Source organism: Streptomyces sp. NPDC091387, from assembly GCF_044756945.1.
Classification (GTDB): Bacteria; Actinomycetota; Actinomycetes; order Streptomycetales; family Streptomycetaceae; genus Streptomyces.
The window spans coordinates 1-26009 of the sequence record NZ_JBIVTZ010000022.1 but is presented as its reverse complement, the minus strand read 5'-3'; the positions used below and the strand labels follow the sequence as shown (position 1 = coordinate 26009).

Sequence of the window (26009 nt, the reverse complement as noted above, 5' to 3'; positions counted from 1 at the left end):
GACAGGGCGTCCGCGAGACTGCGCCGACAGCGGTACGGGGGAACGGGGCGAGGGGGGTGCGACGACTGCGGTGACGGCGCCCCGCTTCCCACCGGTTGCTCCGGCCGCCCGGGGCGTTCGGTGAGGTTGCGCCGTGCGTGACTGTGAAGTATAGCTTTTGCTATACTTCACCAGGTGAATGGCGAGTGGGAGATCTTCCTCGTTGACGAGGTTCGTGAGTGGATCGACAGCCTGGGCGAGCTGGAGATCACGCGGGTTGTGCAGGCGCTTGACGCGCTGGCTGAAGGAGGTCCGGGGCTGGGACGTCCGCTGGTCGACACCATTCACGGCTCGTCGATGGCGAAGCTGAAGGAGTTACGACCGGGGACTGTTCGGATCCTGTTCGCGTTCGATCCGTGGCGCAGCAGCATTCTGCTGGTTGCGGGAGACAAGTCGGGCAGATGGAATGAGTGGTATCGGGAAGCGATCCCGCTGGCCGAGCAGCGCTACGAGACGTATGTGAAGGAACGAGCCCGGGAAGAAGGTTGACGACTGTGAGTGGCTACACCCGCTGGCAGGACATTCGAGCCGAGTACGTCGCTCGTGCGGGCGGCGAGGAGGCCGTGCGGGAAGGCAAGGAAGAGCTCCTCGCGGAGATGACCGGGCGACGGCTGGCGGAGCTGCGCCGGGCCCGTGGGCTGACCCAGCAGGACGTGGCCGACCGCATGGGCGTCACCAAGGGCCGTGTGTCGCAGATCGAGCGAGGGCACCTCTCCGGACAGGACGTTCTCGCACGATTCGCCGCTGCGCTCGGCGGACGCCTGCATCAGGCGATCTACTTCGACGACGGCGACATCGCGGCTATCGCCTGAGACGCGGAGCCAGGGACCTCGGAGCCTCGGCGGTCCCCGCGCTGCCGGTTTCAGCCTACTGTCCAGTGTCGCCGGGGCGCCTGATGCGCAAGAGCGCGCGGGGCGCCTCCCCGCAGCCTCCTCCCGTCCGGAGCGCTGCTGGGCCGCGCGGGCTTCGCCGGCACGATCGGGGCCTGTGAGAGGCTGGGCCGTATGAACCGGCTGGCTGGTGTGACCTCGCCTTCTGTAGCACGCTGACAATCCGGTCGACTGGTGGCCCTGGGGGCAGGACGCCTTCGAGGAGGCGCGGCGGCGCGGCGTCCCCGTTCTGCTGTCGGCCGGCTATTCCGCGTGCCACTGGTGCCAGTGAACTTACACAACCAGGTAGTCCTGCCCTGGGGTGTTGCCAGAAGGTAGTCACATGGACACGTAAGATGAGCAGTTGGACGCAAGCATCAACGCTTGGGTAGAGGCCGAGTTGGACGCCTCGCCCGAGTGGGGGCCAGAGAAGTACACGACCATCCGCCAGCTCCTGGAGGACAGCTCACCCGCTGTCGCTGCCGAGTAGTAGCGGCACGGAGCCGTAGACTGCGGCCCGCGCGCACGGCACCACTCGGGCTGGGGCACTTTTCGTGGTCGCGACTGTGTGAGCCCGGGGTGGTTCAGCCGGGGTCGGGCTTCCCGCAGAGCTGGTCAGCCCGACCGGCAGCGCTCCACCACCCGCAGGCCGTCGCACCGCCTGGCTGAGAGTAACCGCCTCTTGGGAGGGGCGTCGTCCGGGATTGCAAAGGTGATCAGTACCGTGACCACCACGGTCCGCCGTCAGTCACGGCACCACCCTGAGGCGAGAAGCGCCGATGCAGACGTGAGCTCTTTCCCCTTTCAGGCGGTTCCGAGGTCGACAGCGACGGGGAACGGCGCAGCGGCCTTGACCGCGCCGGTGAACATCTCGCCGTCCCGGTAGGTCTTGGTGGCAGGGTCGAGAACGTAGGTATAGATGATGGGGACACCGGTCGCGGCCTGTTCGATCCGCCAGTAGAAGGGGATGCCGGCCTTGGCGTACTGGTCCACCTTCACGATCCGGTCGGTGGTCTCCGAACCGGGCGACACGACCTCGACGACCAGAAGTACATGTTCGGGGCGAGTCGGCGTGAGGTCGATGGTCTCCGCCCGGTAGACGATGACGTCCGGACGGCGGTTGGTGAGGGGGACGTCCTGGAGGCGGACGTCGAAGTCCGTGTCGGCGTTCCAGTCCGGGCCCGCGGCGGCGTCCAGCGCATTGGCCAGGATCCTGGCCAGCCGGTTGTGCCGCTTGGAGGCGCTCGGGCTCACGACGACCATCCCGTCCACGATCTCAATACCGGCACACTGCTCCTCGGACCAGGAGTCGTACTGCTCCGCGCTGATCTGCGTATGCATCCAGGCGGGCGCCACCATTTCGGCGGTCATGGTGTACCTCCTTCGAGTCCGAGGAGCCTCTGCGGTCCCCGCGCTGCCGGTTTCAGCCTACTGTCCCGTGCCGCCGGGGCGCCTGATGCGCGAGGGCGTGCGGGGCGTCTCCCCGCAGCCTCCTCCCGTCCGGAGCGCTGCTGGGGCGCGCGGGCTTCGCCGGCACGATCGGGGCCTGTGAGAGGCTGGGCCGTATGAACCGGCTGGCTGGTGTGACCTCGCCTTATCTGCTGCAGCACGCTGACAATCCGGTCGACTGGTGGCCCTGGGGGCGGGACGCCTTCGAGGAGGCGCGGCGGCGCGATGTCCCCGTTCTGCTCTCGGTCGGCTATTCCGCGTGCCACTGGTGCCATGTGATGGCTCATGAGTCGTTCGAGGACGAAGAGGTCGCGGCGTACCTGAACGAGCACTTCGTGCCGGTCAAGGTCGACCGCGAGGAGCGCCCCGACGTCGACGCCGTCTACATGGAGGCCGTTCAGGCGGCGACCGGGCAGGGTGGCTGGCCGATGACCGTCTTCCTCACCGCCGACGCCGAACCCTTCTACTTCGGGACGTACTTCCCGCCCGAGTCCCGCCACGGTCTGCCGTCTTTCCGCCAGGTGCTCGAAGGTGTCGTGGCCGCCTGGACCGACCGGCGCGACGAGGTCGGCGAGGTCGCCGGGCGCATCGTCCGCGATCTGTCGGAGCGCTCGCTCGCGCACGGCGGCGAGGGGCTGCCCGCCGAGTCGGAGCTGGCGCAGGCCCTGCTCGGACTGACCCGTGAGTACGACGAGAAGAACCGCGGCTTCGGCGGCGCCCCCAAGTTCCCGCCGTCGATGACGATCGAGTTCCTGCTGCGCCACCACGCCCGTACCGGCGCCGACGGTGCGCTCCAGATGGCGGCCGACACCTGCGAGGCGATGGCCAGGGGCGGGATGTACGACCAGCTCGGCGGCGGTTTCGCCCGCTACTCGGTGGACCGGGAGTGGGTCGTACCGCACTTCGAGAAGATGCTCTACGACAACGCGCTGCTCTGCCGGGTCTACGCCCATCTGTGGCGCTCGACCGGCTCGGAGATGGCCCGCCGGGTGGCCCTGGAGACCGCCGACTTCATGGTCCGGGAACTGCGTACCGCCGAGGGCGGCTTCGCCTCGGCGCTCGACGCCGACAGCGAGGACGCCCACGGCAGGCACGTCGAGGGCGCGTACTACGTCTGGACGCCGGAGCAGTTGCGCGAGGTGCTGGGCGAGGACGACGCCGCGTTCGCGGCCGAGCACTTCGGGGTGACCGAGGAGGGCACCTTCGAGGAGGGCTCCTCGGTGCTCCAGCTCCCGCCGAAGGGCCCGCACCACCCGCCGCGGACGGGCCAGGTCGTGGACGACGCGCGGGCCGCCGACGTGCGGGCCCGGCTGCTCGCCGCCCGTGAGCTGCGCAAGCGGCCGGGGCGGGACGACAAGGTGGTCGCCGCGTGGAACGGGCTGGCCGTCGCCGCGCTCGCCGAGGTGGGCGCGTACTTCGACCGCCCCGACCTGATCGAGCGCGCCACCGAGGCCGCGGACCTGCTGGTGCGGCTCCACATGGGCCCGGTCGCCCGGCTGGTCCGTACCTCGAGGGACGGCCGCGCCGGTGAGCACGCCGGGGTGCTGGAGGACTACGGCGATGTGGCGGAGGGCTTCCTCGCGCTGGCCGCGGTCACCGGCGAGGGCGCCTGGCTGGAGTTCGCGGGCTTCCTGCTGGACATCGTGCTCCAGCACTTCACCGGCGAGGGCGGTCAGCTGTACGACACCGCGGACGACGCCGAGCGACTGATCCGGCGCCCGCAGGACCCCACCGACAGCGCCACCCCGGCCGGCTGGACGGCGGCGGCGGGGGCGCTGCTCTCGTACGCCGCGTACACCGGATCGGAGCCCCACCGCACCGCCGCCGAGGGGGCGTTGGGCGTGGTGAAGGCGCTGGGCCCGAAGGCGCCGCGGTTCATCGGCTGGGGGCTCGCGGTGGCCGAGGCGCTGCTCGACGGCCCGCGCGAGGTGGCCGTCGCCGGGCCGGTCGGCGGTGAGCTGCACCGTGCGGCGCTGCTGGGACGGGCGCCCGGCGCGGTGGTCGCGGCGGGGGAGACGGCGGGGTCGGAGTTCCCGCTGCTGGCGGACCGTCCGATGGTGGACGGCGCGCCGACCGCGTACGTGTGCAGGCACTTCGTCTGCGACGCGCCGACGACGGACCCGGAGGTGCTGGCGGACGCTCTCGGGGGCGCCGCGTCCTGACCGGCGTCACAGCCGCAGGCCGCCCTCCAGGGTGTTCAGCGCCAGGTCGATCATCCCCACGAGGTCGCCCTCCAGGCCGTGCTCGCCCCAGTACAGCGTCACCTCGCGCAGTGCGCCCAGCACCGCCGCGACGAAGATCCGGATCTCCAGGTCGTCCGCGCCGCGGCCGGAGCGTTCGGCGAGCACCTCGGACAGGAGCTTCGCCGTGTCCGACATGGTCTCCGTCATCCGCGCCCGGATGGCGGGGACCTCCACCATCAGCCGGGTGCGCTGACGCAGCTCTTCGTCCTCCGTGCCGATGAACGACGTGAGTGCCTCCCGCATCATCAACCGAATGGACTCCAGCGGAGGTTCGTCCAGTGGACGGCTCCGGAGCGCGGCCGCCATGACCGGGTCGTACTCGTCGGTGAGGACGATGTCCTCCTTTGTCGCGAAGTACCGGAACACCGTGCTCGGCGACACCTCGGCCGCCTCCGCGATCTGCTCGATGGTCGTCGCCTCGTACCCCTGCTCGGAGATCAGCCGGTAGGTCGCCTGCCGGATCGCGACCCGGGTCCTGAGCTTCTTGCGCTCACGCAGCCCCATCGGGGGCTGTGCGCCCGGTGCGGCGGGGGACGGGGTACGGGAGGTGGCGGCCATGGTCGCCATTGTCAGGCATCGACCGGGGTGGCGGCCACGTCGGCCGGTTCGCTCCGCTTCTGCTCCGGGCCGGTCATGAGGGCCCCGACCAGCAGGGCGCTGACCAGTGCGGTGGCGCCGATGACCAGCATGACCAGGCTCATGCCGTGCAGATAGGCGGCGTCGGCGGAGTCCGCGAGCCGCTGCACACCGAGCCTGGCCGCGACGGCGTGGGCGGCGACGACCGAGTCCCCGGCGGTGTCCGCGGCGGCGGCCGGTACGCCCGCGGTGTCGAGCCGCCCGCTGTAGGCACCGGCGAGCAGGCTGCCCAGCAGGGCGATCCCGAGGGCGCTGCCCGTCTGGCGCACGGTCATCAGGAGTCCCGAGCCGCTGCCGGCGCGGTCCGGGGGCAGGGCGCCCAGCGCGGCGTTCATGGCGGGGACGACGGCGAAGCCGAAGCCGACCCCCGCGACGGAGAGCCACAGCGCGGTGAAGCCGTAGCCGCTGTCGACCGTGGTGCGGCTGCCGAGCAGCGCGGCGAAGGCGAGCACGACGAGTCCCGCCGACATCGTGGCGCGGGCTCCGAAGCGTGCGTTGACCGGGCCACCCGCCCGGGTGGCGAGGATCAGCCCGCCCATCATCGGCAGCATCCGCACCCCGGTGCCGAAGGCGTCGTTGCCCAGCACGGCCTGGAGGTAGCCGGGCAGGATGAACATCAGCCCGGCCAGTACGAACATCACGAGTGTCGCGGCGAGCGTGCTGAGCAGGAACGTCCGCTGCCGCAGCAGGTCCATGTCGAGCATCGGGCGGGTCGCCTTGCGCTCCCGCAGGACGAGTGCGCCGATCAGGACCACGCCTGCGGCCAGCACCGCCAGGATCAGCGGGTCGCCCCAGCCGCGGCCCGGCGCCTCGATGACCGCGTAGATCAGGGCGCCGAGGCCGGTGGCGGTCAGCACGGTGGAGACTGGGTCGACCCTGGGGGCCGCGGGGTCGCGTGTCTCGGGGAGCAGGAACACGCAGGCGGTGATGCCGATGCCCACCATGGGCACGTTGACCACGAAGACCGAGCCCCACCAGAAGTGGTCGAGCAGCCAGCCGCCCAGGATCGGGCCGAGCGGCATGCCGAGCGCGGAGGCGGCCGAGACGATCCCGATGGCCTTCATCCGGTCCTTCGGCTCCCCGAACAACGAGGGCAGTACGGCCATGGCGAGCGGCATCACGAGGGCGCCTCCGACGCCCATCACGCAGCGGGCCGCGATCACGGTCGGCACGTCGGTGGCGAACGTGCCGACGACCGAGCCGACGAGGAAGACGCCGAGGCCGGTGATGAGCATCCGGCGTCGGCCGAAGCCGTCCCCGAGCAGACCCGCCGGAAGCATCAGCGCGGCGAACACCACGACGTACGCGTCGGCCATCCACTGCTGCTGGCCGGTGGTGGCGCCGAGATCACCGGCCATGGTCGGCAGCGCCACATTGAGGATGGTCATGTCGAAGCCCAGGACGAGCGTGCTCGCCACCAGCGCGCCCAGGGCCCACCAGCGTCGGTTCATGGCGTACTCCTTTGAGAGTTACAGTCAAGTGACAGTAACTCTCAAAAGGTTGTGAGTGTCAATGTGAACCCCGTGCTCCCGGTGTCCGGGCATGCGAAAGGGCCGCGGCTCGAACGCCGCGGCCCTTTGCGGGGGCTCAGTTCTGGCTGTACGCCACCAGGGAGATGCCGACGTAGTGCACGACGAACGCCGCCAGGGTCAGGGAGTGGAAGACCTCGTGGAATCCGAACCAGCGCGGTGACGGGTTCGGCCGCTTGATGCCGTAGATGACGCCGCCGGCGCTGTAGAGCAGTCCGCCGACGACGACCAGCACGAGCACCGCGATCCCGCCGGTCCGCATGAAGTCCGGCAGGAAGAAGACCGCCGCCCAGCCCATCGCGATGTAGCAGGGCGTGTAGAGCCAGCGCGGGGCGCCGACCCAGAACACCCGGAAGGCGATGCCCGCGACCGCCGCGCCCCAGACCGCCCACAGGAGCGGCGTCCCGGTGGAGCGGGGCAGGAGGAGCAAGGTCAGCGGGGTGTAGGTGCCCGCGATGATCAGGAAGATGTTGGCGTGGTCGAGCCTGCGCAGCACCGCCTCGCCGCGCGGCCCCCAGGTGCCTCGGTGGTAGACGGCGCTCACGCCGAACAGCAGGCACGCGGTCAGGATGTAGACGCCGCAGGCGATCCGGCCGCGCGTGGTGTCCGTGAGCGCGATGAGCACGATGCCCGCGATGAGGACCGCGGGGAACATGCCGGCGTGCAGCCAGCCGCGCATCCGCGGCTTCAGTTCGACTTCGGCGGTCCCGGCTGGTTCCAGCCCGGCGGGTTCGGGCGCGGCGGCGGCAGCAGTCATTCCCGCATCGTACCTACGCCACCGTAGGTTGCGGATATGAGTGGTGATGCTCACGTGGGCGGCCCTCTGGACATATGGGCGGAACGGTCGGATGATCAAATGAGTGCGGTCGGCACCGGATGAGCGCCAGGGGTAATTCGAAGGGGTAGAAGCATCCGGGTCGCAGCCCCCACGGGGCACCTTCCAGACAGACACCCTCATCAAGGAGCGATCGTGGCGCGCGACATCGCGGCTCCCCTCACTGTTCCCACCAACCACCAGGAGCTCGTCTCCTGGGTCGACGAGATCGCAGCCCTCACCGAACCGGACCGGGTGGTCTGGTGTGACGGCTCGGAGGCCGAGTACGAGCGCCTGTGCGGGGAGCTCGTGGCCAAGGGCACGTTCACCAAACTCGACGAGATCAAGCGCCCCAACTCGTACTACGCCGCCTCCGACCCGAGCGATGTCGCGCGGGTCGAGACCCGTACGTTCATCTGCTCCGAGAAGGAGGAGGACGCCGGTCCGACGAACCACTGGAAGGCCCCCGCCGAGATGCGGGAGATCTTCGTGGGGGACAAGGGCGTCTTCCGCGGCTCCATGCGCGGCCGCACCATGTACGTCGTGCCCTTCTGCATGGGCCCCGTCGGCTCGCCGCTCTCCGCGATCGGTGTGGAGATCACCGACTCCGCGTACGTCGCCGTCTCGATGCGCACCATGACGCGCATGGGGCAGCCCGTCCTCGACGAACTGGGCACCGACGGCTTCTTCGTCAAGGCCGTCCACACCCTGGGCGCCCCTCTGGAGGAGGGCCAGGAGGACGTCCCGTGGCCCTGCAACTCCACCAAGTACATCTCGCATTTCCCCGAGGACCGCGAGATCTGGTCCTACGGCTCCGGCTACGGCGGCAACGCCCTGCTCGGCAAGAAGTGCTACGCGCTGCGCATCGCCTCCGTCATGGCACGCGACGAGGGCTGGCTCGCCGAGCACATGCTGATCCTCAAGCTCACGCCGCCGCGCGGTGAGTCGAAGTACGTCGCGGCGGCGTTCCCGAGCGCCTGCGGCAAGACGAACCTCGCCATGCTGGAGCCCACGATCTCCGGCTGGACCGTCGAGACCATCGGCGACGACATCGCCTGGATGCGGTTCGACGAGGACGGCCGGCTCCGCGCGATCAACCCCGAGGCCGGCTTCTTCGGCGTTGCCCCCGGCACCGGCGAGCACACCAACGCCAACGCCATGAAGACGATGTGGGGCAACTCCGTCTTCACCAACGTCGCCCTCACCGACGACGGCGACGTCTGGTGGGAGGGCATGACCGAGGAACTGCCCGAGCACCTCACGGACTGGAAGGGCAACGACTGGACCCCCGAGTCCGGCACGCCCGCCGCCCACCCCAACGCCCGCTTCACCGTCCCGGCCGGGCAGTGCCCGATCATCGCGCCCGAGTGGGAGGACCCCCGGGGTGTGCCGATCTCGGCCATCCTCTTCGGTGGCCGCCGCGCCTCGGCCGTACCGCTGGTCACCGAGTCCTTCACCTGGCAGCACGGCGTCTTCCTCGGAGCCAACGTCGCCTCCGAGAAGACCGCCGCCGCCGAGGGCAAGGTCGGGGAACTGCGCCGCGACCCGTTCGCCATGCTGCCGTTCTGCGGCTACAACATGGGCGACTACATGAAGCACTGGATCAAGGTCGGCGCGGACAAGCCGGACCAGTCGAAGCTGCCGAAGATCTACTACGTGAACTGGTTCCGCAAGAACGAGGCGGGCACGTTCGTCTGGCCCGGCTTCGGCGAGAACAGCCGCGTCCTGAAGTGGATCGTCGAGCGCCTGGAGGGCAAGGCCGAGGGCGTCGAGACGCCGATCGGCATCCTGCCGGCCAAGGGCTCGATCGACACCGAGGGCCTGGACCTCCCCGAGTCGGACCTGGACTTCCTGCTCAAGGTCGACAAGGAGGTCTGGCGCGAGGAGGCCGCGCTGATCCCCGAGCACCTCAACACCTTCGGCGACCACGCGCCGAAGGAACTGTGGGACGAGTACCGCGCCCTGGTCCAGCGGCTGGGCTGATCCCCGGAGGATGATCCCCCGGGGGTCGGTAGGTGGCACCCGGCCCACGCGCCTCTACGGCACGTGGGCCGGGGCCGTCAGAGGGCGCCGACCAGGTGCGACGGGGTCGCGGGGGAGTCGGCGGCAGCGGCCGGGGCCGCCGCGGCGTGGGCGTCCATGCGCTCGGCCGAGAGGATCGCGACGGCCGTGTCGGCGCGGGACGCCGCCACCACCAGCGCGCGGCCGGCGAGGGCGTGGGCGCGGCGGTGCAGGGCGGGTGCGGGGGCCTCGGTCAGACCGGCGTGCCGGGTGGGCGGCGTACCGCGCAACCGTGCGACCTGTTCGGCGATGCGGTCGCCCGCCTCGCCGAGTCCCAGTTCGTCGGTGACCGCGAGCAGTGCGGCCAGATGTCCGGCGAGCTGGATGTCCAGTTCTTCCTCGCGGGTGCGGTGCGGGAAGTCGTCGGCGTGGTCGGCCGGTGTGTGGACCGATTTGGTGCGGATCGGTTCGTACATGGATGGCCTCCTGGTGATGCTGTGGAACCATCCTAGCTTGGATTCAGTCTAAAGTTGTCCAGATTCGCGACCAGGCGATGGGAACCATCGCAGGGACCGGGTTTACACCTGGCTGTACCCGTCCAGGAAGCGGGCGATCCGGCCGATCGCGTCCGTCAGATCCTCGGTCGAGGGCAGCGTCACGACCCGGAAGTGGTCGGGCTCCGGCCAGTTGAACCCCGTCCCGTGCACCACCATGATCTTCTCGGCCCGCAGCAGGTCGAGGACCATCTGCCGGTCGTCCTTGATCTTGTAGACCTTCGGGTCGAGCCGCGGGAAGAGGTACAGCGCCCCCTTCGGCTTCACACAGGTCACGCCCGGGATCTGCGTCAGCAGGTCGTACGCCACGTCCCGCTGCTCCAGGATGCGGCCGCCCGGCAGCACCAGTTCGTTGATCGACTGCCGCCCGCCGAGCGCGGTGGCCACGGCGTGCTGCGAGGGCATGTTGGCGCACAGCCGCATGTTGGCCAGGATCGTCAGCCCCTCGATGTACGAGGAGGCGTGCGCCTTCGGTCCGCAGACCGCCATCCAGCCGGAGCGGTACCCGGCCACCCGGTAGTTCTTGGAGAGCCCGTTGAAGGTGAGGACCATCAGATCGGGGGCGATGGCGGCGGTCGGGGTGTGGGTCGCCCCGTCATACAGGATCCGGTCGTAGATCTCGTCGGAGCAGACGACCAGGTTGTGGCGCCGGGCGATCTCCGTCAGCCCGCGCAGCATCTCGTCGTCGTACACCGCGCCCGTCGGATTGTTAGGGTTGATGATCACGATGGCCTTGGTGCGGTCGGTGATCTTCCGCTCGATGTCGGCGAGGTCCGGCATCCAGTCGGCCTGCTCGTCGCAGCGGTAGTGCACGGCCGTGCCGCCGGCCAGCGAGACCGACGCGGTCCACAGCGGATAGTCCGGAGCCGGTACGAGCACCTCGTCCCCGTCGTCGAGCAGCGCCTGCATCGACATCTGGATCAGCTCGGAGACGCCGTTGCCCAGGTAGATGTCCTCGATGTCGAGGTCGATCCCCTTGGTCTGGTAGTGCTGCATCACCGCCCGCCGTGCGGACAGCAGCCCCTTCGCGTCGCCGTAGCCGTGCGCCCCGGAGAGGTTGCGCAGGATGTCCTCAAGGATCTCCGGCGGGCACTCGAAACCGAACGCGGCGGGGTTGCCGGTGTTCAGCTTCAGGATGCGATGGCCCGCTGCCTCCAGCCGCATCGCCTCCTCAAGCACGGGGCCCCGGATTTCGTAACAGACGTTGGCGAGCTTCGTGGACTGGATGACCTGCATGTCTGCGAGCTTACGACTGTGTTTCGCGCCGTGCCCGGCCTTTCCCCGCAGGTTGACCCACCCGGGTCGCCCGGCCCGCCCGCCCCGGCTTCCATCCCATGTGCCCACCGCCCGCGCACCGTGGGAACCCCGGGCGCGGACGGGGGCCGGGCTTGGAAAGGGGTGGGCGCGGGACGTGACGGACCGGCACGGGTGAGATGCGCCACGGGACGCCGCGGCGGACCGTCACCCCGGCAGCCGGGCCCCCTCCGGCAGCCGGATCGCGAAGGCGTCCGCGAGGACCCGCTCCACCTCGGCCGCGTCCGCCGGCTCCCGCTCCTCGCGCCCGCCGTCGTTCGGCGTCACCACGAGGGTGCGGCCGGAGAGCGCCGGACCCGCTCCGGCCGATGCGGGCGGGACAGGCGTCGAGGCCGGGCACGTGCTACTCGCCCTTGTCCTCGGCGAGCGTGTGCGCGACCAGGGCGTTGGCATGGCCGTGCCCCATCGCGTGCTCGGACTTGAGCCACGCCACGAGCTCCATGTGCTTCGTCAGCGGCGAGGCGCGGATGAGGTCCTTCCACTCCGCGGCCGGGCGGCCGTACTTCTGCTCGATCGACGGGAAATAGGAGGCGGGTCCCTTCACTGCATCAGTCATGACGGAAGTCTGTCAGGCGGGTCTGACAGTCGCCCGGGGAAAGCCCGGGAGGCCAGCGACAGCCCGACGACTCCTGCCGCGGGTGCCGTGCGCGGGAGTTGTCCCCCGTGCGAGCTACGCGCGGGTGTCCACCGTGCGGTGACGCTTCCGGGCCGCCCGATCCGTAGCGTTCGAGTGGAGCCGCGGTGGGGCGTTCCGTGGACCCGGCAGAGGAGTTCGCATGAGAGTCGTATGGCAGCTGTTGGCCGTCGTGGCCGTCTGGATGATCGGTGGTCAGTGCGTCGCCGCGGTGGACGGGAACCCGTGGCTCACGCTCCTCTTCGGCCTGCTGACCGTCGTCCTCGGGGTGCTCTCCTACCGGTGGGTGGTGGGGCGGACCGAGCGCCGTCCCGTCACGGAGATGGCCCCGGAGGGCGCGCCCGCGGCCGTCGGCCGGGGCGTGCTGATCGGTGTCGCCCTGTTCGTCGCCGTCCTCACCAACCTGGCCTTCGCCGGTGACTACGCGGTCGACGGCCTGGGCTCGGTCACCGGCGCGGTGGGGCTCTTCGGCTTCATGGCGGCCGCCGCCGTGACGGAGGAACTGGTGTTCCGGGGCGTCCTGTTCCGACTCGTCGAGGAGCGTGCCGGCACCTGGCTCTCGCTGGTGCTGACCGGTGCGCTGTTCGGCCTGATGCATCTGCTCAACCCGAACGCGAGCCTGTGGGGCGCCGTCGCCATCGCCATCGAGGCCGGCGGGATGCTGGCCGCGGCGTATGCCGCGACCCGCACGCTGTGGCTGCCCATGGGCCTGCACTTCGGCTGGAACTTCGCGGCGTCCGGCATCTTCAGTACCGAGGTCTCGGGCAACGACACCGCGAAGGGAATACTCGACTCCACCACGTCGGGCTCGAAGTGGATCACCGGCGGTGACTTCGGCCCTGAGGGGAGCGTGTACTCCGTGCTCTTCGGCGTGCTCCTGACGGCCGCGTTCATGTGGCTGGCCCATCGGCGCGGCAACGTGGTGCCCCGGCGCACCCGGCGGGCGGACCGGGCCGACGCGACCACTACAGTGCCCCGGTGAACCGTCTTCGGAAGTTCCCGGAGCTGTGGCACCGGCTGGACGTCACGGTCCGCGACCTGCCCCTCGGCCTGCTCTTCTTCGGCGCGTCGTTCCTGCCGTCCCTCCACAACCGGGGGACGGAGGTCGGCGGCCTCCCCGGACGTTCCCTGGACGCGCTGGCCGTCGTCGCCGTCGCCCTCCAGAGCCTCCCGCTCGCCGTGCGGCGGCGGCTGCCGATGGTCTGCCTCGCGCTGGTGCCGCTCGGCTTCGCCCTGGACCAGCTCCGCGGCTACCACCTGCTCGCGGGGACCGCGCTGCCCATCGCCCTGCTGAGCGCGGGATCCCATCTGGAACGGCACCGGCGCCCCGTCGCGTTCGTGCTCTCCGGGGCGTACGCGGCACTGGCGGTCGCGCTCTCCCGGATCGGGCCCGGCGAGAGCGTCGCCGACTACGTGGCGTTCTACCTGGCTCTCGCCCTCGCCTGGGGAACCGGCACGTGGCTGCGCTACACCCGCACCCTGGAGGCCGAACGCCGCCGCCGCGTCGCCGAGGACACCCGGGTCGCCGAACGCACCCGCATCGCCCGTGAGCTGCACGATGTGGTGACCCATCATGTGACGGCGATGGTCGTGCAGGCGGAGGCGGCACGCTATCTGACCGCCGCGCCCGACCGTCTCGACCAGACCCTGACCACGGTCACCGACACCGGCCGCCGGGCCATCACCGATCTGCGCCACCTGCTCGACCTCCTCAACCCCGACCACGGCGCCGAGGCCAGGACGCCGACCGTCGGCAGGGTCCTCACCCTCGTGGAGCAGACCCGCCGCGCCGGGCAGCCGGTGGAGTTCACCGAGCAGGGCACCCCGGCGGCGTCGACCGGCAGCGCCGACCTCGTGGCCTACCGGGTCGTGCAGGAGGCCCTGACGAACGCCCTCAAGTACGCCCATGGAAGCCGGACCTCGGTCCACGTACGGCACAGCGAAAGAGAGATCACCGTGGAGGTCGGCACGGACGGCTCCGGATCGAGGACCAAGGTCCCCGGCGGCAGCGGGCGGGGGCTGGCCGGTCTCCGTGACCGGGTCGACGTCCTCGGCGGCGACTTCAGCGCGGCCCCCCGCGCCGGCGGCGGCTTCGTCGTCCGGGCGCGCATACCCGCCGGGAGCCCCTCGTGACCGCGCCCATCCGGGTCCTGATCTGCGACGACCAGATCCTGGTGCGCACCGGCCTCGCCACGATCATCGACGCCCAGCCCGACCTGGAGGTCGCGGGCGAGTGCGGGGACGGGCGGACCGCGGTCGACCTGGCCAGTGAACTGCGTCCGGACGTCGTCGTCATGGACATCCGGATGCCGGTGCTCGACGGCATCGAGGCCACCCGGCTGCTGGCCGGCGCCGGGGTGGCCCATCCCGTCAAGGTGCTCGTGGTGACCACGTTCAACCTGGACGAGTACGTGTACGAGGCGCTGCGCGCCGGGGCGAGCGGGTTCCTGCTCAAGGACGCACCGCCGGCCCAACTGCTGCACGGGATAAGGACGGTGGAGACGGGCTCTGCGCTGCTGGACCCCGAGGTGACCCGCCGGCTGGTGGGCCGGTACGCGGCCCGGATCCGGCCCGTCGACGGCACCCCGCACGACATCCCGCTGACCCCGCGCGAACTGGAGGTCCTCCGCCTCATCGCGGACGGCTTCTCCAACCGCGAGATCGCCGTGACCCTTCTGATCAGTCACGAGACCGTCAAGACCTTCGTGTCACGCATCCTCAGCAAGCTCGGACTCCGGGACCGGGTCCAGGCGGTCGTCTACGCCTACCGCCAGGGCCTGGTGACCTGAGCGGGCCGGGCGGCCGGAATCCGCCCCTTGTGCAGCCCCCCTCGATGCGCCACCATGCGCATGTCAAAACCGGAAGAACTCCGGTCGCAGAGGCCCCACACGCTCTGCACTGGTCACTAGAGGGGACCCCCACATGAAAAAGCCTCTCGTCGGTGCGCTCTTCGCCGTTCTGCTCCTCGGAGCCGGCACCGCACCCGCGACCGCGGCCACAAGCCACGACGCGGCAGCGCCCGGCACGGTCAAGGCGGCGGCGTCATCGAGCCACGCGGCAGTCGGAGCGAAGGCCAGGACCAAGGCCGTCGGCTTCGCCGGGACCGTGGCGCTCAGCAACTGTTCGGGATCGGTCGTCCGTACGCCCGGCTCCCAGCCGGGCGATCCCGCACTCGTGCTCTCCAACGGGCACTGCATGGAGTCCGGCTTCCCCGGGCCCGGCAAGGTCGTGATCGACCAGCCGTCCACCCGCACCTTCACCCTGCTGAACAACGCGGGCAGCGGCGTCGGCACGCTGCGGGCGAGCAAGATCGCGTACGGGACGATGACGGACACCGACATATCGGTGTACCAACTCACCTCCACGTACGCCCAGATCGAGAGCAGCTACGGCATCAAGGCGCTGGAGCTCAACACCGCGCACCCGGTGCAGGGCGCCGCGATCACGGTCGCGTCCGGGTACTGGAAGCGCACCTACAGGTGCAACGTCGACGGGTTCGTCTACCGCCTCAAGGAAGGGGAGTGGACCTGGAAGGACTCGGTCCGCTACACCTCCGCCTGCCAGACCATCGGCGGCACGTCCGGCTCGCCGGTGATCGACGACGCCACCGGCAAGGTCGTCGCCGTCAACAACACCGGTAACGAGGACGGTCAGCAGTGCACGGACAACAACCCGTGCGAGGTCGATGAGAACGGCCAGGTGACGGTCCGCGAGGGCATCAACTACGCCCAGGAGACCTACGGCATCGTGCCGTGCATCGGCGCCGGCAACGCGTTCGACCTGAACGCGGCCGGGTGCGAGCTGCCCAAGCCGTAACGGCGGGAGCACAGTCGGGCGGGGCGGGAGATCACTCCCGCCCCGCCCGTTCACGTCCGCACCCTCAGATCCGCCGCCACCGGGCGTTCGCGCAGGAGAAGAGGCCGAAGGCCGCCAGCCCCACCGCGATCAGGGCCAGCAGCCATGGGCCGGCCGGTGTCGTGGTGAAGGACCGCAGCGTGTCGTCCATCCCCTTCGCCTCGCCGGACCGGGCCTTCACAGCGGCGGCCACGGCGAAACCGCCCGCCACCGCGAAGACGAGCCCGCGGGAGACTCCGCCGAAGACGCCGGTGATGTCCACGGCGCGTCGTTCGGTGCGTGACATCTCGCCCATGCGCAGATGCTTGTGGAACTTGCGCAGCGCGGCCCGGCCGGCGATCCACAGGCCCGCGCCCGCGACGGCCACGCCGCCCGCCCCCACCAGCCAGCGGCCGCCCGGCATGTCCAGGACCCGTGCCGTGACGTCCTGCGACTGCGCGTCGCTGGAACCGCTGCCGCTGCCCTTGTCGCCCGCCGCGAACATCAGGACCGAGTAGGACATGAAGCCGTAGAAGACTGCGCGCCCGGCCGACGCCAGCCGCTTGGTCGCCTTCTGCCCGTCGGGGCCGGCGGCCCCGAACGCGGCCTCGGACAGCCGCCACAGGGCCATTCCCACCAGGGCCACACCGAGGACCCAGAGCAGGACGGACCCGAAGGGCTTCTGCGCTATCTCGGCGAGCGCTCCGCCCCGGTCCGCCGTCTTTCCGCCGCCACCGCCGGTGTCGCTGAACGCTATGCGCAGGGCCAGGACGCCGACCAGGAAGTAGATGACTCCGCGGGCCACGAACCCCGCACGGCCGCCTGCCTCGACCGCTGAACCATTTCCTGCGCGTCTCGCCTTTCCATGTCCTTTTCGGGCTGTCGCAGAAATATTCATGCGCTCCGAGTGCCCCGGAAGGCTGAGGGGAAACCTTTTGGCCCGGTCCGGAAAGGATGCCGATTCCGAGGTGTGGATCAGCGGGACCCGGGAACCTGGATTTCTGGAGGTTGATAAATATGGTTCCCCTGCTGGTCGTTCTTCTGCTCGTCCTGGTGCTGTTCGGCGCCGGATTCGCACTCAATCTGCTCTGGTGGATAGCGGGCATCGTGCTCGTGGTCTGGCTGCTCGGCTTTCTCATGCGTTCGGGGGCCGGAGCCAGTCGCGGCCGGTGGTACCGCTGGTGAACCGAGGGGGTCAGGGCGTGTCCGTACGCCCTGACCCCCGGTTGCGCCGGACCGCCGCCCCGATGCCGTCCAGCAGCACGTCCAGGCCCGCGGCGAATGTCGCGCGCGCCTCCCGCTCCGGATACGGGACCGTGTCGTCCCCGGCCGGCTCCGGCGGCGCCGACTCCCGCTCCATGCGGCTCAACTCCGGGTAGCGGTCCGCGAAGTCCGGGACCAGCTCGACGAGTGCCGCCGAGCGGGCGTACCACCACTCCTCGTCCGGCCGCCCCGTCGCCGACGCCGCCTCGCGTGCGTCGGCGACGGTCTGCGCGGCGCCCCGCACGAAGTGGGACAGTGTCCCGACCAGGCGCCTGAGGGCCCCGGCGTCGAGCCCCGTGCCGTAGAGGCAGCGCACGAGCGTGTCCAGGCCGGCGTACTCGTGCGGGCCGAGCACCGGACGGGCCTGGGAGACCTGGAGCACCCACGGGTGGCGCAGGTGGAACGCGAGCGTGTCCCGCGCCCAGTCCGTCAGATCCGTGCGCCAGTCGCCGGTTCCGGAGCGGGCGGCCGGGAGTTCCGCGTGTACCGCGTCGTACATCAGGTCCAGCAGTTCGCTCTTGCCGGGAACGTAGGTGTAGAGCGCCATCGCCGTGCGCCCGAGCCGCTCGCCCACCGCCCGCATCGAGAGCGCGGCCATGCCGTCCTCGTCGGCGACCGCGATGGCGGCGGCCACGATCGCGTCGACCGTCAGTCCGGGCCTGGGGCCGGGACCGGGGGCGCGGTCCGGTTGCTCCGGCGCGGCCGAGCGCCACAGCAGGGACATCGACCGTCGGGCATCGCCCTGCCCGGCATAGACCACCACTTGCGACTCCTTACGCCGTAAAGTAACTTCGGTCCCGGCAATTCCTTACGGCATAAAGTATCAAACCCCGGTGAGAGGACGGTGTCGCGGTGGTGGTGCGGACCCTGGCTGTGTCGTACGTGCGGGTCGCGGATGTCGAGCGGATCACCCCGCGGATGCTGCGGATCACCTTCTCCGGGGACGGGACGGCGTCGCTCATGGAGGACCGGCCCGACCAGCAGATGAAACTCTGCTTCCCGCGGCAGGGGCAGCGCGTGCCCCGGCTGCCCGAGCCGGACGCAGAGGACACCTACGGCATGCGGTGGTACGAGGCGTACCTCGCGATCCCCGAACCGGAGCGGCCGCTCATGCGGAGCTTCACCGTCCGCTCGTACGACCCCGGATCCGGGCTCATGGCCGTCGACTTCGTGCTCCACGGCGAGGGCGGGCCCGCCACCCGGTGGGCCCGCGCCGCCGGGCCCGGGGACGTGGTCGGCATGGTCGGCCCGTCCTCGGCGTACGCGCGGCCGCTGCCGGAGGCCGGGCACCTGCTGCTGGCCGGCGACGAGTCGGCGCTCCCGGCGATCGGGACGATCCTCGCATCGCTGCCGGCCGGTGCGCGGGCGACGGTCTGCGCCGAGGTCGCGGACGCCGCGGAGGAGCAGCGGTTCGACACCGCGGCGGACCTGACCGTGCGCTGGGTGCACCGGGACCGGGGCGAATCGCTGCTGGACGCGGTCCGGTCGGCCGCGCTGCCCGGGGAGAGCGCGGCCGCCTGGCTCGCGGGCGAGGCCGGCACGGTCCGTGCGCTGCGCCGCCACCTCGTCGAGGAACGCGGACTGCCCAGGTCCGCCGTCGAGTTCAGCGGCTACTGGCGGCGGGCGCTCACCCAGGACGACGCACCCACGGAGGAGGACCTGGCGTGGGCACGGGAGCGGGCGGCCGGGGCCTGAGCCGGGCGGCGGCTACCCGCGGGGTGCGGAGCGCACCGACCGGCCGGCCAGGACCTGGGTCCGCCTGCCGTCCTCGATGACGAAGCGGCCGTCGATCAGCACGTGCGGGATGCCGAACGGCAGGGTGCGCGGCTCGTCGAACGTCGAGCCCGCGGCCACCGTCGACGGATCGAAGAGCACCAGGTCGGCGCGGTACCCCTCGCGCACGTGACCGCGGTCGGCCAGCCCCAGCCGGGCCGCCGGGCGGGACGTGAGGTGGGCGACGCACTCCTCCAGTGTGAGGATGCCCAGCTCCCGCGTGTACCGGCCGAGGTACTGCGGGAAGGTGCCGTACGCGCGCGGATGCGGCTTGTCGCCCTGGAGGATGCCGTCGCTGCCGCCGGTGTGGACGCGGTGGCGCATGATCTGCCGGACGTTCTCCTCGTGGCCCACGTGCTGGAGGATCGTCGTGCCCAGCCGGTCCTCCAGCAGCAGCCGCCGCGCGGTCACCCAGGGCTCCTCGCCGCGCAGCCGCGCGGACTCCGCCACCGTACGGCCGACGTACGCGTCGAGACCGGGCACGCTCACGCCGGAGATCTCGATGGTGTCCCACTCGATCGGCACACCGTGGCAGCCGTCCGCCCCGACGACCTCCATGGCGTGGCGGATCCGCGCGGCCGCCGTGTCGTCGGCGAGACGCGACAGGATCGACTCAGGTCCGCCCTCGCTCGCCCAGCTCGGCAGCATGGCGACCAGCGTCGTGCAGCCCGGGGTGTACGGGTAGGTGTCGAGGGAGATGTCGGCGCCCGAGTCCAGGGCCCGGTCCAGGAGGCCGAGCAGTTCCGGCGCCTTCCCCTCGTTCACCCCGAAGTTCATGGTGGCGTGCGCGAGATGCAGGGCGCAGCCCGCGGTACGGGTGAGCCGCACCATCTCCTCGTACGCCTCCAGCGCGCCCGCCCCGTACGAGCGGTGGTGCGGGCAGTAGTAGCCGCCGTGCTCGGCCACCACCCGGCAGAGTGCGGTGAGTTCGGCGTCGTCCGCGTACATGCCCGGGGTGTAGGTGAGCCCGGAGGACATGCCGACGGCGCCCTCGGCCATGGACCGGGCGACGAGTTCCTTCATCCGGGTCAGCTCGGCGTCGGTGGCGGGCCGGTCGTCCCAGCCGACCGCGTACATCCGGACGGTGCCCTGCGGGATCAGATAGGCGGCGTTGACGGCGATGCCCCGGCCGCCGAAGTTGCGGTCGAGCCGGTCCAGGTACTCGCCGACGGTGCGCCAGTCGAAGTCGATGTCGCTCCCGTCACCGTTCCAGCCGGTGATGGACCGGCGGACCTCGGCGAGGGTGCGGTCGTCGACGGGGGCGTACGACAGCCCGTCCTGGCCGAGGACTTCGAGGGTGACGCCCTGCGCGGCCTTCGCGCTGTGGTCGGGGTCGCGGAGCAGGGCGAGGTCGCTGTGGGCGTGCATGTCGACGAAGCCGGGGGAGAGGGCGAGACCGTCGGCGTCGAGCATGCGGGCGGCGGAGGGGCGCGGGCCCGGGGCGTGCTCCGGGTGGATCTCCGCGATGCGGCCGTCGCGGACGGCGACGTCGGCGCGGTAGGAGGGGGTGGCGGTGCCGTCGATGACGCGGGCGTCGCGGATGACGAGGTCCATGGGGGTGCCTTTCGGGACGGGCGTGCGGGGGCAGCGCCCCCGCACGCCCGCTCCTCCATCGCCGGAGGGGCTCGGGTGTGGGATCAGAAGAAGGTGCGGATGTAGTCCGTGACCGTGCCGTCCGCCTGCACGAGCGGGATCAGCTGCCACTTGTCGAAGCTGGTGCACGGGTGGGAGAGGCCCATCCCGACCCAGTCCCCGACCTCCAGGCCGGCTCCGTCCTCGGTCTCCACCCACGCGTGCTGGTCCGACAGCTTGGTGACCTCGACGCCCTTGGCCGCCCGCACGGAGCCGTCCCGCCCCGACCGCACGACCTGTGCCGCCGGCAGATCGAGGTCGTAGGCGGCGTCCCGCTTGCCCGCGTTGAGGAACGCCTGCCCGGGGGCCGGGCGTGAGACGACCTGCGCCCACAGCCGGAAGGCGGGCTGCAGCGAGCCCTCCTCGGGGACCCGGTTGAAGGGCGTCACCTGGCGGTAGTGGCCGTCGTCGTGCGAGACGTACGCCCCCGAGCGGAGCAACTTGGTCACGGGGTGCGACAGTTCCGGGATGTCGGCGAACACGTCCGCCACCGCGTCGAACCACGCGCTGCCGCCCGCACTGATCACGACCGGCTCACCGGCCTCCAGCGCGGCGAACCGCCCCTGCGCGTCGAAGGCCGCGGCCAGCGCGACGAGCCGGCGCAGCCACTCCCGGACCCGCTCGCCGGACGCCTGCGGCACCTCGCCCTCGTAACCGGCCACGCCCACCAGGCGCAGGCTCCCGGCCGCGGCCACCGCGTCGGCGACCGCGGTGCAGTCGGCCTCGGTACGGGCACCCGTGCGGGCGCCCTCGCCCGCGCCGAGCTCCACGACGACGTCGACCGGGCGGGAGGCACGGGCCGCGCGCAGGGTCTCGTCCATCAGCTCGACGCCGCGCACCGAGTCGACGTAGCAGACGAACCGGAAGTCGGGGTCGGCGTCCAGCTCGCCCGCGAGCCACCGCAGCGCGGCGGCGTCGACGAGCTCGTTGGCGAGGAAGATCCGCTGGATCCCGTACGCCCGGTAGACCCGCGCCTGGTGGGGGACCGCCGCGGTGATGCCCCACGCGCCGCGCTCCAGCTGACGGGCGAACAGCTGCGGGGACATCGACGTCTTGCCGTGCGGGGCGAACGCGAGGCCGTGGCGTTCCGCGTACGTCTCCAGCAGGTCGAGGTTGTGCTCGACGGACTCGGCGGACAGGGCGAGCACCGGGGTGGTGAACCCGCCGGTGAAGAGGTTGCGCCGCTCGGCGGCCAGCGCACCGACGGTCAGCCCCTCCGCGTCGGGCGGGAGCGCCTTGAACCGGTGGTCGACCCGCTCGTCGGCGAGTCCGGCCAGTCCGGCCACGGGACGGTCGGCAGCCATGGGTGCCTCCTCGATCGAATTAGGTCGTCGTTCAGTCGTCGGTCAGTCGTCTGTACTGTATTGCGTTGCAACATATGCAACACCCATTGCGTATATCGCTCAGGGCTGTCTAACATCCGAGCCGATGCCCGGTCAATGGTGAGAACCGGTGCCGCCCGCAGACCAAGAGGAGCCCCGCGTGTCCGGAACCCCGGCCAGGACCGCCGCCGACGCCACGGCCAGTGATGTCGTGTGCCTCGGCGAGTCCATGGTGACGTTCCTGCCCTCGCGGCCGGGACGCCTCGCCGACGTACCGTCCTTCGGCCGGGGGATCGGGGGCGCCGAGTCCAACGTCGCCTGCGCGCTCGCCAGGGCCGGGCACCGGGCGGCCTGGGTGAGCCGGGTCGGGGCGGACGGCTTCGGCGACCACCTCGTCGACGCGATCTCCGCCTACGGCGTCGACACCTCCGCCGTGCGCCGCGACCCCGACAGACCCACCGGCATCTACTTCCGCACGGCGACCGACCGCGCGGCCGACGTCCACGAGGTGGCGTACTACCGGGCCGGATCCGCGGCCTCCGCGATGTCGCCCGCCAACGTCCCCCACGAGGCCCTGTCCGCCGGCCGGGTCCTGCACCTGTCCGGCATCACGGCCGCGCTCTCCGCCGACTGCCTGGCGCTGCTGCGCGAGCTGACGGCCCCGCGGCCCGGCCGCCCCCTCGTCTCCTTCGACGTCAACCACCGGCCGGGACTGTGGCGGGGCGGCGACGCCTCCCCCGGCGTCCTGCTGGACCTGGCCCGCGGCGCGGACCTCGTCTTCGCCGGGGAGGACGAGGCGGAGGAGGCGTGGGGGATCACGGCCGGGGCCGAGGCGATCCGCGAGGCCCTGCCGGAACCCGCCGTGCTCGTCGTGAAGCGGGGCGCGCAGGGCGCGACGGTCTTCTCCCGCCCCGGAGCCGGAGGGGCCGGTTCTCGGCCCGACACCGTCACCGACGTACCCGCACTGCGCGTCGACGTCGTCGCGCCCGTCGGCGCCGGCGACGCCTTCGCGGCCGGCTTCCTCTCCGCCACCCTGCGCGGACTGCCCGTCCGCGACCGCGCCCGGCACGGTCACCTGATGGCCGCCGCCGTCCTCACCGTCCCCGGCGACCTCACCGACCCGCCCGCCCGCGACCGGGCCGACCGCCTCGCGGCCCTCGACGACGCCGCCTGGGGGAGACTGCGTCTCGGCCCCGGCTGGACGGGGGACGACACGGAGGTACGCAGTACATGAGTCAGACCGTCGACCGGGCGCTGAGCATCCTGCCGCTGCTCGCGCAGGGACCCGCCGACCTCGGCCAGGTGGCCGAGCGGCTCGGTGTCCACAAGTCCACCGCGCTGCGGCTCCTCCGCACGCTCCACGAGCACGGACTCGTCTACCGCCAGCAGGACCAGCGCTACCGCCTCGGCGCACGGCTCTTCGCGCTCGCCCAGGAGGCCGTCGAGAACCTCGACGTCCGGGAGATCGCCCACCCGCACCTCGCCGAACTCAACGAGAACTGCGGACACACCGTCCATCTCGCGGTGTACGAGGAGAACGAGGTCCTCTACATCGACAAGGTCGAGAGCCGCTACCCGGTACGGATGTACTCCCGGATCGGCAAACCCGTCGCGATCACCGTCGCCGCCGTGGCCAAGCTGCTGCTCGCCGACCTGACCGAGCCGGAACGGCGCGCCGTCGCCGAGAAGCTCGACTACCCCATGTACACGTCCCGTTCGACCCCCGGCGCCGGCGCGTTCCTCAAGGAGCTCGCCGCCGTACGCGAACAGGGCTGGGCCACCGACCTCGGCGGCCACGAGGAGTCCATCAACTGCGTCGGCGCCCCGATCCGCGGCGCCGACGGGCGCGTCGTCGCCGCCATGTCGGTCTCCGCACCGAACGTGGTCGTCACGGCGGAGGAACTCCTCACCCTGCTCCCGCTGGTCCGGCGCACCGCCGACACCATCAGCCGGGAGTACTCCGGCACCACCCGACCCAAGAAAGCCTGATCAGCGATGACCGACAAGACCGCACTCACCCCGAGCACCCACACCACCCCGCCCGCGAAGTTCTCGCACGGAGTGAAGAAGGGGAACATCCTCCAGGTCGCCGGCCAGGTCGGCTTCCTGCCCGCGGTGGAGGGCCAGGCACCGACCCCCGCCGGTCCCACCCTGCGCGAGCAGACCCTCCAGACCTTCGCCAACGTCAAGGCGATCCTGGAGGAGGGCGGCGCGAGCTGGGACGACGTGATGATGATGCGCGTCTACCTCACCGACGTCGACCACTTCGCCGAGATGAACGAGATCTACAACACCTACTTCGGCGAGCAGAACCTCAAGGCCGCCCCCGCTGCCCGTACGACGGTCTACGTCGGACTGCCCAAGGGCCTGCTCATCGAGATCGACGCCCTCGCGGTCCTGGGCTGAGCCTGATCACCACCTTGCCGCACCCGCACCACCGCACCACGCACGGCACGGCGCCCCGCCCCACCGGGGCGCCGTGCCGCGCTCCCCCCATGCCCGAAGCCCCATGGCCGACAACGGAGTTACCCATGCTGCTCGCCGCGAGCCCCCCACCCGTCGAGACACCACCCCACACCGGTGGACTCCTCCTCCTGATAGACGGCACGGCCGGTCTGCTGACCGTCGCCGTACTCGGAATCGCCCTCCTCCTCTTCCTGATCATCAAGGTCAGGCTGCAGCCGTTCGTCGCGCTGCTCGCCGTCTCCATAGCCGTCGGCCTGGGCGCCGGACTCTCCGTCACGGAGCTGTTCGGCACGGTGCAGAAGTCCGCCGCCGTCTCCGTCATCGAATCCGGCATGGGCGGCATCCTCGGCCATGTCGCGATCATCATCGGCCTCGGCACGATGCTCGGCGCGATCCTCGAGGTCTCCGGCGGCGCGGAGGTGCTGAGCGCCCGGCTGCTGAACCTCTTCGGTGAGAAGCGCGCCCCGCTCGCCATGGGCCTGACCGGTCTGATCTTCGGTATCCCGGTCTTCTTCGACGTCGGCATCTTCGTCCTCGCGCCGATCGTGTACGCCGCGGCCAAGCGCTCCGGCAAGTCGATCCTGCTGTACTCGATGCCGCTGCTGGCGGGTCTGTCCATGACCCACGCGTTCCTGCCGCCGCACCCCGGCCCGGTCGCCGCCGCCGGCCTCTTCCACGTCTCCCTCGGCTGGGTCATCCTGATGGGCGCCGTCGTCGGCATCCCGTCCGTACTGGCCGCCTGGGGATACGCCGCCTGGATCGGGAAGCGGATCTTCGTCGAGGTCCCGCAGGACATGGTCGAGGCCGCGGCGGAGGCGAAGGCCGCCGTCGTCGCCGAGCAGCGCGCCGCCGGAGTCACCCCGCACGAGGCCCCGGTCGCGCTCGGCACCGTACTCACGATCATCGGCACCCCGCTGGTGCTGATCCTCGCCGCGACGTTCTCCTCCATCGCGCTGGACCCCTCGACGCTCCGCTCGGTCGTCGAGTTCTTCGGCAACCCGTTCGTCGCCCTGACGATCGCGCTGCTGCTCGCGTACTACCTGCTCGGCATCCGGCGCGGCTGGTCCCGCAAGTCCCTGGAGTCGGTGTCGACCTCCTCCCTCAAGCCGGTCGGCAACATCCTGCTGGTCGTCGGCGCGGGCGGGATCTTCGGCGCCGTGCTCAAGAGCAGCGGGATCGCGGACGCGCTCGCGGACACCTTCAACGACGTCGGCCTGCCGGTCATCCTGCTGGCCTGGCTGATCTCCGCGGTGCTGCGCATCGCCCAGGGCTCCGCGACGGTCGCCATCGTCACCACCGCGGGCATCGTCGTCCCGCTGGTCGAGGGCCAGGGCATGTCGCAGCCGCACCTGGCGCTGATCATCATGGCGATCTCGGCCGGTTCGATCATCGCCTCGCACGTCAACGACGGCGGCTTCTGGATGGTGTCGAAGTACTTCGGCATCTCGGAGCGCGACACCCTGAAGTCCTGGACGGTGCTGGAGACGGTCCTGTCGGTGGCGGGCTTCGTGGTGGCGGCGCTGCTCAGCCTGGTGATCTAGGTGTTCTGTCCACGGAGGTTGGTGACGGATCCCACGGCTGGGTGATCTTGAACAAGTGAGGGCCTTCCGGGTTCGGTGTGGATTGCGACATCTACA

General features: G+C 71.0%; 26 protein-coding genes and 1 pseudogene. 16 read left to right on the top strand and 11 right to left on the bottom strand.

The genetic code is table 11. The features are described 5' to 3' along the window. The first annotated feature begins 174 nt into the window (after nucleotides 1–174). From ACIQM0_RS33725 to ACIQM0_RS33710, 4 genes and pseudogenes are all read left to right on the top strand, one after another. Nucleotides 175–528 (top strand): type II toxin-antitoxin system RelE/ParE family toxin, encoded by a 354-nt coding sequence (locus ACIQM0_RS33725; protein WP_401294171.1) that lies wholly within the window; start codon nucleotides 175–177, stop codon nucleotides 526–528. Between the two features lie 5 nt (nucleotides 529–533). Further along, nucleotides 534–851, top strand: a complete 318-nt coding sequence (locus tag ACIQM0_RS33720) for a helix-turn-helix domain-containing protein (RefSeq protein WP_385353853.1) — start codon at nucleotides 534–536, stop codon at nucleotides 849–851. A 192-nt stretch (nucleotides 852–1043) separates the two neighbouring features. Next, nucleotides 1044–1194 (top strand): annotated as a pseudogene (locus ACIQM0_RS33715) (DUF255 domain-containing protein); the annotation flags it as partial. 78 nt (nucleotides 1195–1272) lie between these two features. After that, entirely contained in the window at nucleotides 1273–1398 is a 126-nt protein-coding gene (locus tag ACIQM0_RS33710; RefSeq protein WP_401294168.1) for a hypothetical protein, read from the top strand. 314 nt (nucleotides 1399–1712) lie between these two features. On the opposite strand, the gene ACIQM0_RS33705 is transcribed toward ACIQM0_RS33710, so the two are convergent. Then, nucleotides 1713–2279: a Uma2 family endonuclease gene (locus ACIQM0_RS33705; protein WP_401294166.1), complete on the bottom strand. Its 567-nt coding sequence runs from the start codon at nucleotides 2277–2279 to the stop codon at nucleotides 1713–1715. A 194-nt stretch (nucleotides 2280–2473) separates the two neighbouring features. On the opposite strand from ACIQM0_RS33705, the gene ACIQM0_RS33700 reads away from it, so the two are divergent. Next, nucleotides 2474–4519, top strand: a complete 2046-nt coding sequence (locus ACIQM0_RS33700; protein ID WP_401294163.1) for a thioredoxin domain-containing protein — start codon at nucleotides 2474–2476, stop codon at nucleotides 4517–4519. A 6-nt stretch (nucleotides 4520–4525) separates the two neighbouring features. On the opposite strand, the gene ACIQM0_RS33695 is transcribed toward ACIQM0_RS33700, so the two are convergent. The 3 genes from ACIQM0_RS33695 to ACIQM0_RS33685 form a co-directional block, all read right to left on the bottom strand. After that, entirely contained in the window at nucleotides 4526–5158 is a 633-nt protein-coding gene (locus ACIQM0_RS33695) for a TetR/AcrR family transcriptional regulator (RefSeq protein WP_401294160.1), read from the bottom strand. A gap of 11 nt (nucleotides 5159–5169) precedes the next feature. After that, nucleotides 5170–6687, bottom strand: a complete 1518-nt coding sequence (locus tag ACIQM0_RS33690) for an MFS transporter (protein ID WP_401294157.1) — start codon at nucleotides 6685–6687, stop codon at nucleotides 5170–5172. 136 nt (nucleotides 6688–6823) lie between these two features. Next, entirely contained in the window at nucleotides 6824–7522 is a 699-nt protein-coding gene (locus ACIQM0_RS33685) for a hemolysin III family protein (protein ID WP_363022414.1), read from the bottom strand. A 213-nt stretch (nucleotides 7523–7735) separates the two neighbouring features. Here ACIQM0_RS33685 and ACIQM0_RS33680 point away from each other — a divergent pair, with 213 nt between their 5' ends. After that, the gene (locus ACIQM0_RS33680) at nucleotides 7736–9562 is read left to right on the top strand and encodes a phosphoenolpyruvate carboxykinase (GTP) (RefSeq protein ID WP_401294154.1); all 1827 of its coding nucleotides are present in this window, start codon (nucleotides 7736–7738) and stop codon (nucleotides 9560–9562) included. 77 nt (nucleotides 9563–9639) lie between these two features. Here ACIQM0_RS33680 and ACIQM0_RS33675 read toward each other — a convergent pair whose 3' ends face one another. The 3 genes from ACIQM0_RS33675 to ACIQM0_RS33665 form a co-directional block, all read right to left on the bottom strand. After that, on the bottom strand, nucleotides 9640–10056 hold the full coding sequence (locus tag ACIQM0_RS33675) for a hypothetical protein (RefSeq protein ID WP_401294151.1): 417 nt from the start codon (nucleotides 10054–10056) through the stop codon (nucleotides 9640–9642). A 102-nt stretch (nucleotides 10057–10158) separates the two neighbouring features. Continuing rightward, nucleotides 10159–11370: a pyridoxal phosphate-dependent aminotransferase gene (locus ACIQM0_RS33670; protein ID WP_401294148.1), complete on the bottom strand. Its 1212-nt coding sequence runs from the start codon at nucleotides 11368–11370 to the stop codon at nucleotides 10159–10161. Nucleotides 11371–11791: 421 nt separating this feature from the next. Further along, nucleotides 11792–12004: a DUF4287 domain-containing protein gene (locus tag ACIQM0_RS33665; RefSeq protein ID WP_401294146.1), complete on the bottom strand. Its 213-nt coding sequence runs from the start codon at nucleotides 12002–12004 to the stop codon at nucleotides 11792–11794. Between the two features lie 220 nt (nucleotides 12005–12224). On the opposite strand from ACIQM0_RS33665, the gene ACIQM0_RS33660 reads away from it, so the two are divergent. From ACIQM0_RS33660 to ACIQM0_RS33645, 4 genes are all read left to right on the top strand, one after another. Next, the gene (locus ACIQM0_RS33660) at nucleotides 12225–13064 is read left to right on the top strand and encodes a lysostaphin resistance A-like protein (RefSeq protein ID WP_401294144.1); all 840 of its coding nucleotides are present in this window, start codon (nucleotides 12225–12227) and stop codon (nucleotides 13062–13064) included. Beyond that, nucleotides 13061–14215: a sensor histidine kinase gene (locus ACIQM0_RS33655; protein WP_401294142.1), complete on the top strand. Its 1155-nt coding sequence runs from the start codon at nucleotides 13061–13063 to the stop codon at nucleotides 14213–14215. The genes ACIQM0_RS33660 and ACIQM0_RS33655 overlap by 4 nt, the downstream gene beginning before the upstream one ends. After that, entirely contained in the window at nucleotides 14212–14871 is a 660-nt protein-coding gene (locus ACIQM0_RS33650; protein WP_401294139.1) for a response regulator, read from the top strand. The genes ACIQM0_RS33655 and ACIQM0_RS33650 overlap by 4 nt, the downstream gene beginning before the upstream one ends. Nucleotides 14872–15004: 133 nt before the next feature. Beyond that, a complete protein-coding gene (locus ACIQM0_RS33645) occupies nucleotides 15005–15898 on the top strand; it encodes a serine protease (protein WP_401294137.1) in 894 nt (297 codons plus the stop codon). Nucleotides 15899–15962: 64 nt separating this feature from the next. On the opposite strand, the gene ACIQM0_RS33640 is transcribed toward ACIQM0_RS33645, so the two are convergent. Next, on the bottom strand, nucleotides 15963–16814 hold the full coding sequence (locus tag ACIQM0_RS33640; RefSeq protein ID WP_401294134.1) for a DUF1206 domain-containing protein: 852 nt from the start codon (nucleotides 16812–16814) through the stop codon (nucleotides 15963–15965). Between the two features lie 119 nt (nucleotides 16815–16933). Between ACIQM0_RS33640 and ACIQM0_RS33635 the strand changes: the two genes are divergently transcribed. Further along, nucleotides 16934–17101 carry a hydrophobic protein gene (locus tag ACIQM0_RS33635; protein WP_363022432.1) on the top strand — a complete coding sequence of 56 codons (168 nt, stop codon included), beginning with the start codon at nucleotides 16934–16936 and terminating at the stop codon, nucleotides 17099–17101. Nucleotides 17102–17111: 10 nt separating this feature from the next. On the opposite strand, the gene ACIQM0_RS33630 is transcribed toward ACIQM0_RS33635, so the two are convergent. Then, on the bottom strand, nucleotides 17112–17942 hold the full coding sequence (locus ACIQM0_RS33630; protein ID WP_401294131.1) for a TetR/AcrR family transcriptional regulator: 831 nt from the start codon (nucleotides 17940–17942) through the stop codon (nucleotides 17112–17114). Between the two features lie 92 nt (nucleotides 17943–18034). On the opposite strand from ACIQM0_RS33630, the gene ACIQM0_RS33625 reads away from it, so the two are divergent. Then, nucleotides 18035–18874, top strand: a complete 840-nt coding sequence (locus ACIQM0_RS33625; protein ID WP_401294305.1) for a siderophore-interacting protein — start codon at nucleotides 18035–18037, stop codon at nucleotides 18872–18874. A 12-nt stretch (nucleotides 18875–18886) separates the two neighbouring features. Here the strand turns inward: ACIQM0_RS33625 and ACIQM0_RS33620 are convergent, their stop codons facing one another. After that, nucleotides 18887–20506 (bottom strand): amidohydrolase family protein, encoded by a 1620-nt coding sequence (locus tag ACIQM0_RS33620; protein WP_401294129.1) that lies wholly within the window; start codon nucleotides 20504–20506, stop codon nucleotides 18887–18889. 83 nt (nucleotides 20507–20589) lie between these two features. Then, nucleotides 20590–21888 carry an alanine racemase gene (locus ACIQM0_RS33615; RefSeq protein WP_401294127.1) on the bottom strand — a complete coding sequence of 433 codons (1299 nt, stop codon included), beginning with the start codon at nucleotides 21886–21888 and terminating at the stop codon, nucleotides 20590–20592. Nucleotides 21889–22066: 178 nt separating this feature from the next. Here ACIQM0_RS33615 and ACIQM0_RS33610 point away from each other — a divergent pair, with 178 nt between their 5' ends. The 4 genes from ACIQM0_RS33610 to ACIQM0_RS33595 all read left to right on the top strand — a co-directional run bounded on the left by ACIQM0_RS33610 (nucleotide 22067) and on the right by ACIQM0_RS33595 (nucleotide 25913). Then, a complete protein-coding gene (locus tag ACIQM0_RS33610; RefSeq protein ID WP_401294124.1) occupies nucleotides 22067–23140 on the top strand; it encodes a sugar kinase in 1074 nt (357 codons plus the stop codon). Next, entirely contained in the window at nucleotides 23137–23895 is a 759-nt protein-coding gene (locus tag ACIQM0_RS33605) for an IclR family transcriptional regulator (RefSeq protein WP_363030691.1), read from the top strand. The genes ACIQM0_RS33610 and ACIQM0_RS33605 overlap by 4 nt, the downstream gene beginning before the upstream one ends. Nucleotides 23896–23901: 6 nt before the next feature. After that, on the top strand, nucleotides 23902–24312 hold the full coding sequence (locus ACIQM0_RS33600; RefSeq protein ID WP_363030692.1) for a RidA family protein: 411 nt from the start codon (nucleotides 23902–23904) through the stop codon (nucleotides 24310–24312). Nucleotides 24313–24437: 125 nt separating this feature from the next. Then, nucleotides 24438–25913 (top strand): GntP family permease, encoded by a 1476-nt coding sequence (locus ACIQM0_RS33595; RefSeq protein ID WP_401294122.1) that lies wholly within the window; start codon nucleotides 24438–24440, stop codon nucleotides 25911–25913. Nucleotides 25914–26009: the final 96 nt, after the last annotated feature.

Coding starts and splice junctions, on each gene's coding strand:
- ACIQM0_RS33705 (WP_401294166.1), bottom strand. CDS start 2,279: ATGACCGCCGAAATGGTGGCGCCCGCCTGGATGCATACGCAGATCAGC.
- ACIQM0_RS33700 (WP_401294163.1), top strand. CDS start 2,474: ATGAACCGGCTGGCTGGTGTGACCTCGCCTTATCTGCTGCAGCACGCT.
- ACIQM0_RS33695 (WP_401294160.1), bottom strand. CDS start 5,158: ATGGCCGCCACCTCCCGTACCCCGTCCCCCGCCGCACCGGGCGCACAG.
- ACIQM0_RS33690 (WP_401294157.1), bottom strand. CDS start 6,687: ATGAACCGACGCTGGTGGGCCCTGGGCGCGCTGGTGGCGAGCACGCTC.
- ACIQM0_RS33685 (WP_363022414.1), bottom strand. CDS start 7,522: ATGACTGCTGCCGCCGCCGCGCCCGAACCCGCCGGGCTGGAACCAGCC.
- ACIQM0_RS33675 (WP_401294151.1), bottom strand. CDS start 10,056: ATGTACGAACCGATCCGCACCAAATCGGTCCACACACCGGCCGACCAC.
- ACIQM0_RS33670 (WP_401294148.1), bottom strand. CDS start 11,370: ATGCAGGTCATCCAGTCCACGAAGCTCGCCAACGTCTGTTACGAAATC.
- ACIQM0_RS33665 (WP_401294146.1), bottom strand. CDS start 12,004: ATGACTGATGCAGTGAAGGGACCCGCCTCCTATTTCCCGTCGATCGAG.
- ACIQM0_RS33660 (WP_401294144.1), top strand. CDS start 12,225: ATGAGAGTCGTATGGCAGCTGTTGGCCGTCGTGGCCGTCTGGATGATC.
- ACIQM0_RS33645 (WP_401294137.1), top strand. CDS start 15,005: ATGAAAAAGCCTCTCGTCGGTGCGCTCTTCGCCGTTCTGCTCCTCGGA.
- ACIQM0_RS33640 (WP_401294134.1), bottom strand. CDS start 16,814: ATGAATATTTCTGCGACAGCCCGAAAAGGACATGGAAAGGCGAGACGC.
- ACIQM0_RS33635 (WP_363022432.1), top strand. CDS start 16,934: ATGGTTCCCCTGCTGGTCGTTCTTCTGCTCGTCCTGGTGCTGTTCGGC.
- ACIQM0_RS33620 (WP_401294129.1), bottom strand. CDS start 20,506: ATGGACCTCGTCATCCGCGACGCCCGCGTCATCGACGGCACCGCCACC.
- ACIQM0_RS33615 (WP_401294127.1), bottom strand. CDS start 21,888: ATGGCTGCCGACCGTCCCGTGGCCGGACTGGCCGGACTCGCCGACGAG.
- ACIQM0_RS33605 (WP_363030691.1), top strand. CDS start 23,137: ATGAGTCAGACCGTCGACCGGGCGCTGAGCATCCTGCCGCTGCTCGCG.
- ACIQM0_RS33600 (WP_363030692.1), top strand. CDS start 23,902: ATGACCGACAAGACCGCACTCACCCCGAGCACCCACACCACCCCGCCC.
- ACIQM0_RS33595 (WP_401294122.1), top strand. CDS start 24,438: ATGCTGCTCGCCGCGAGCCCCCCACCCGTCGAGACACCACCCCACACC.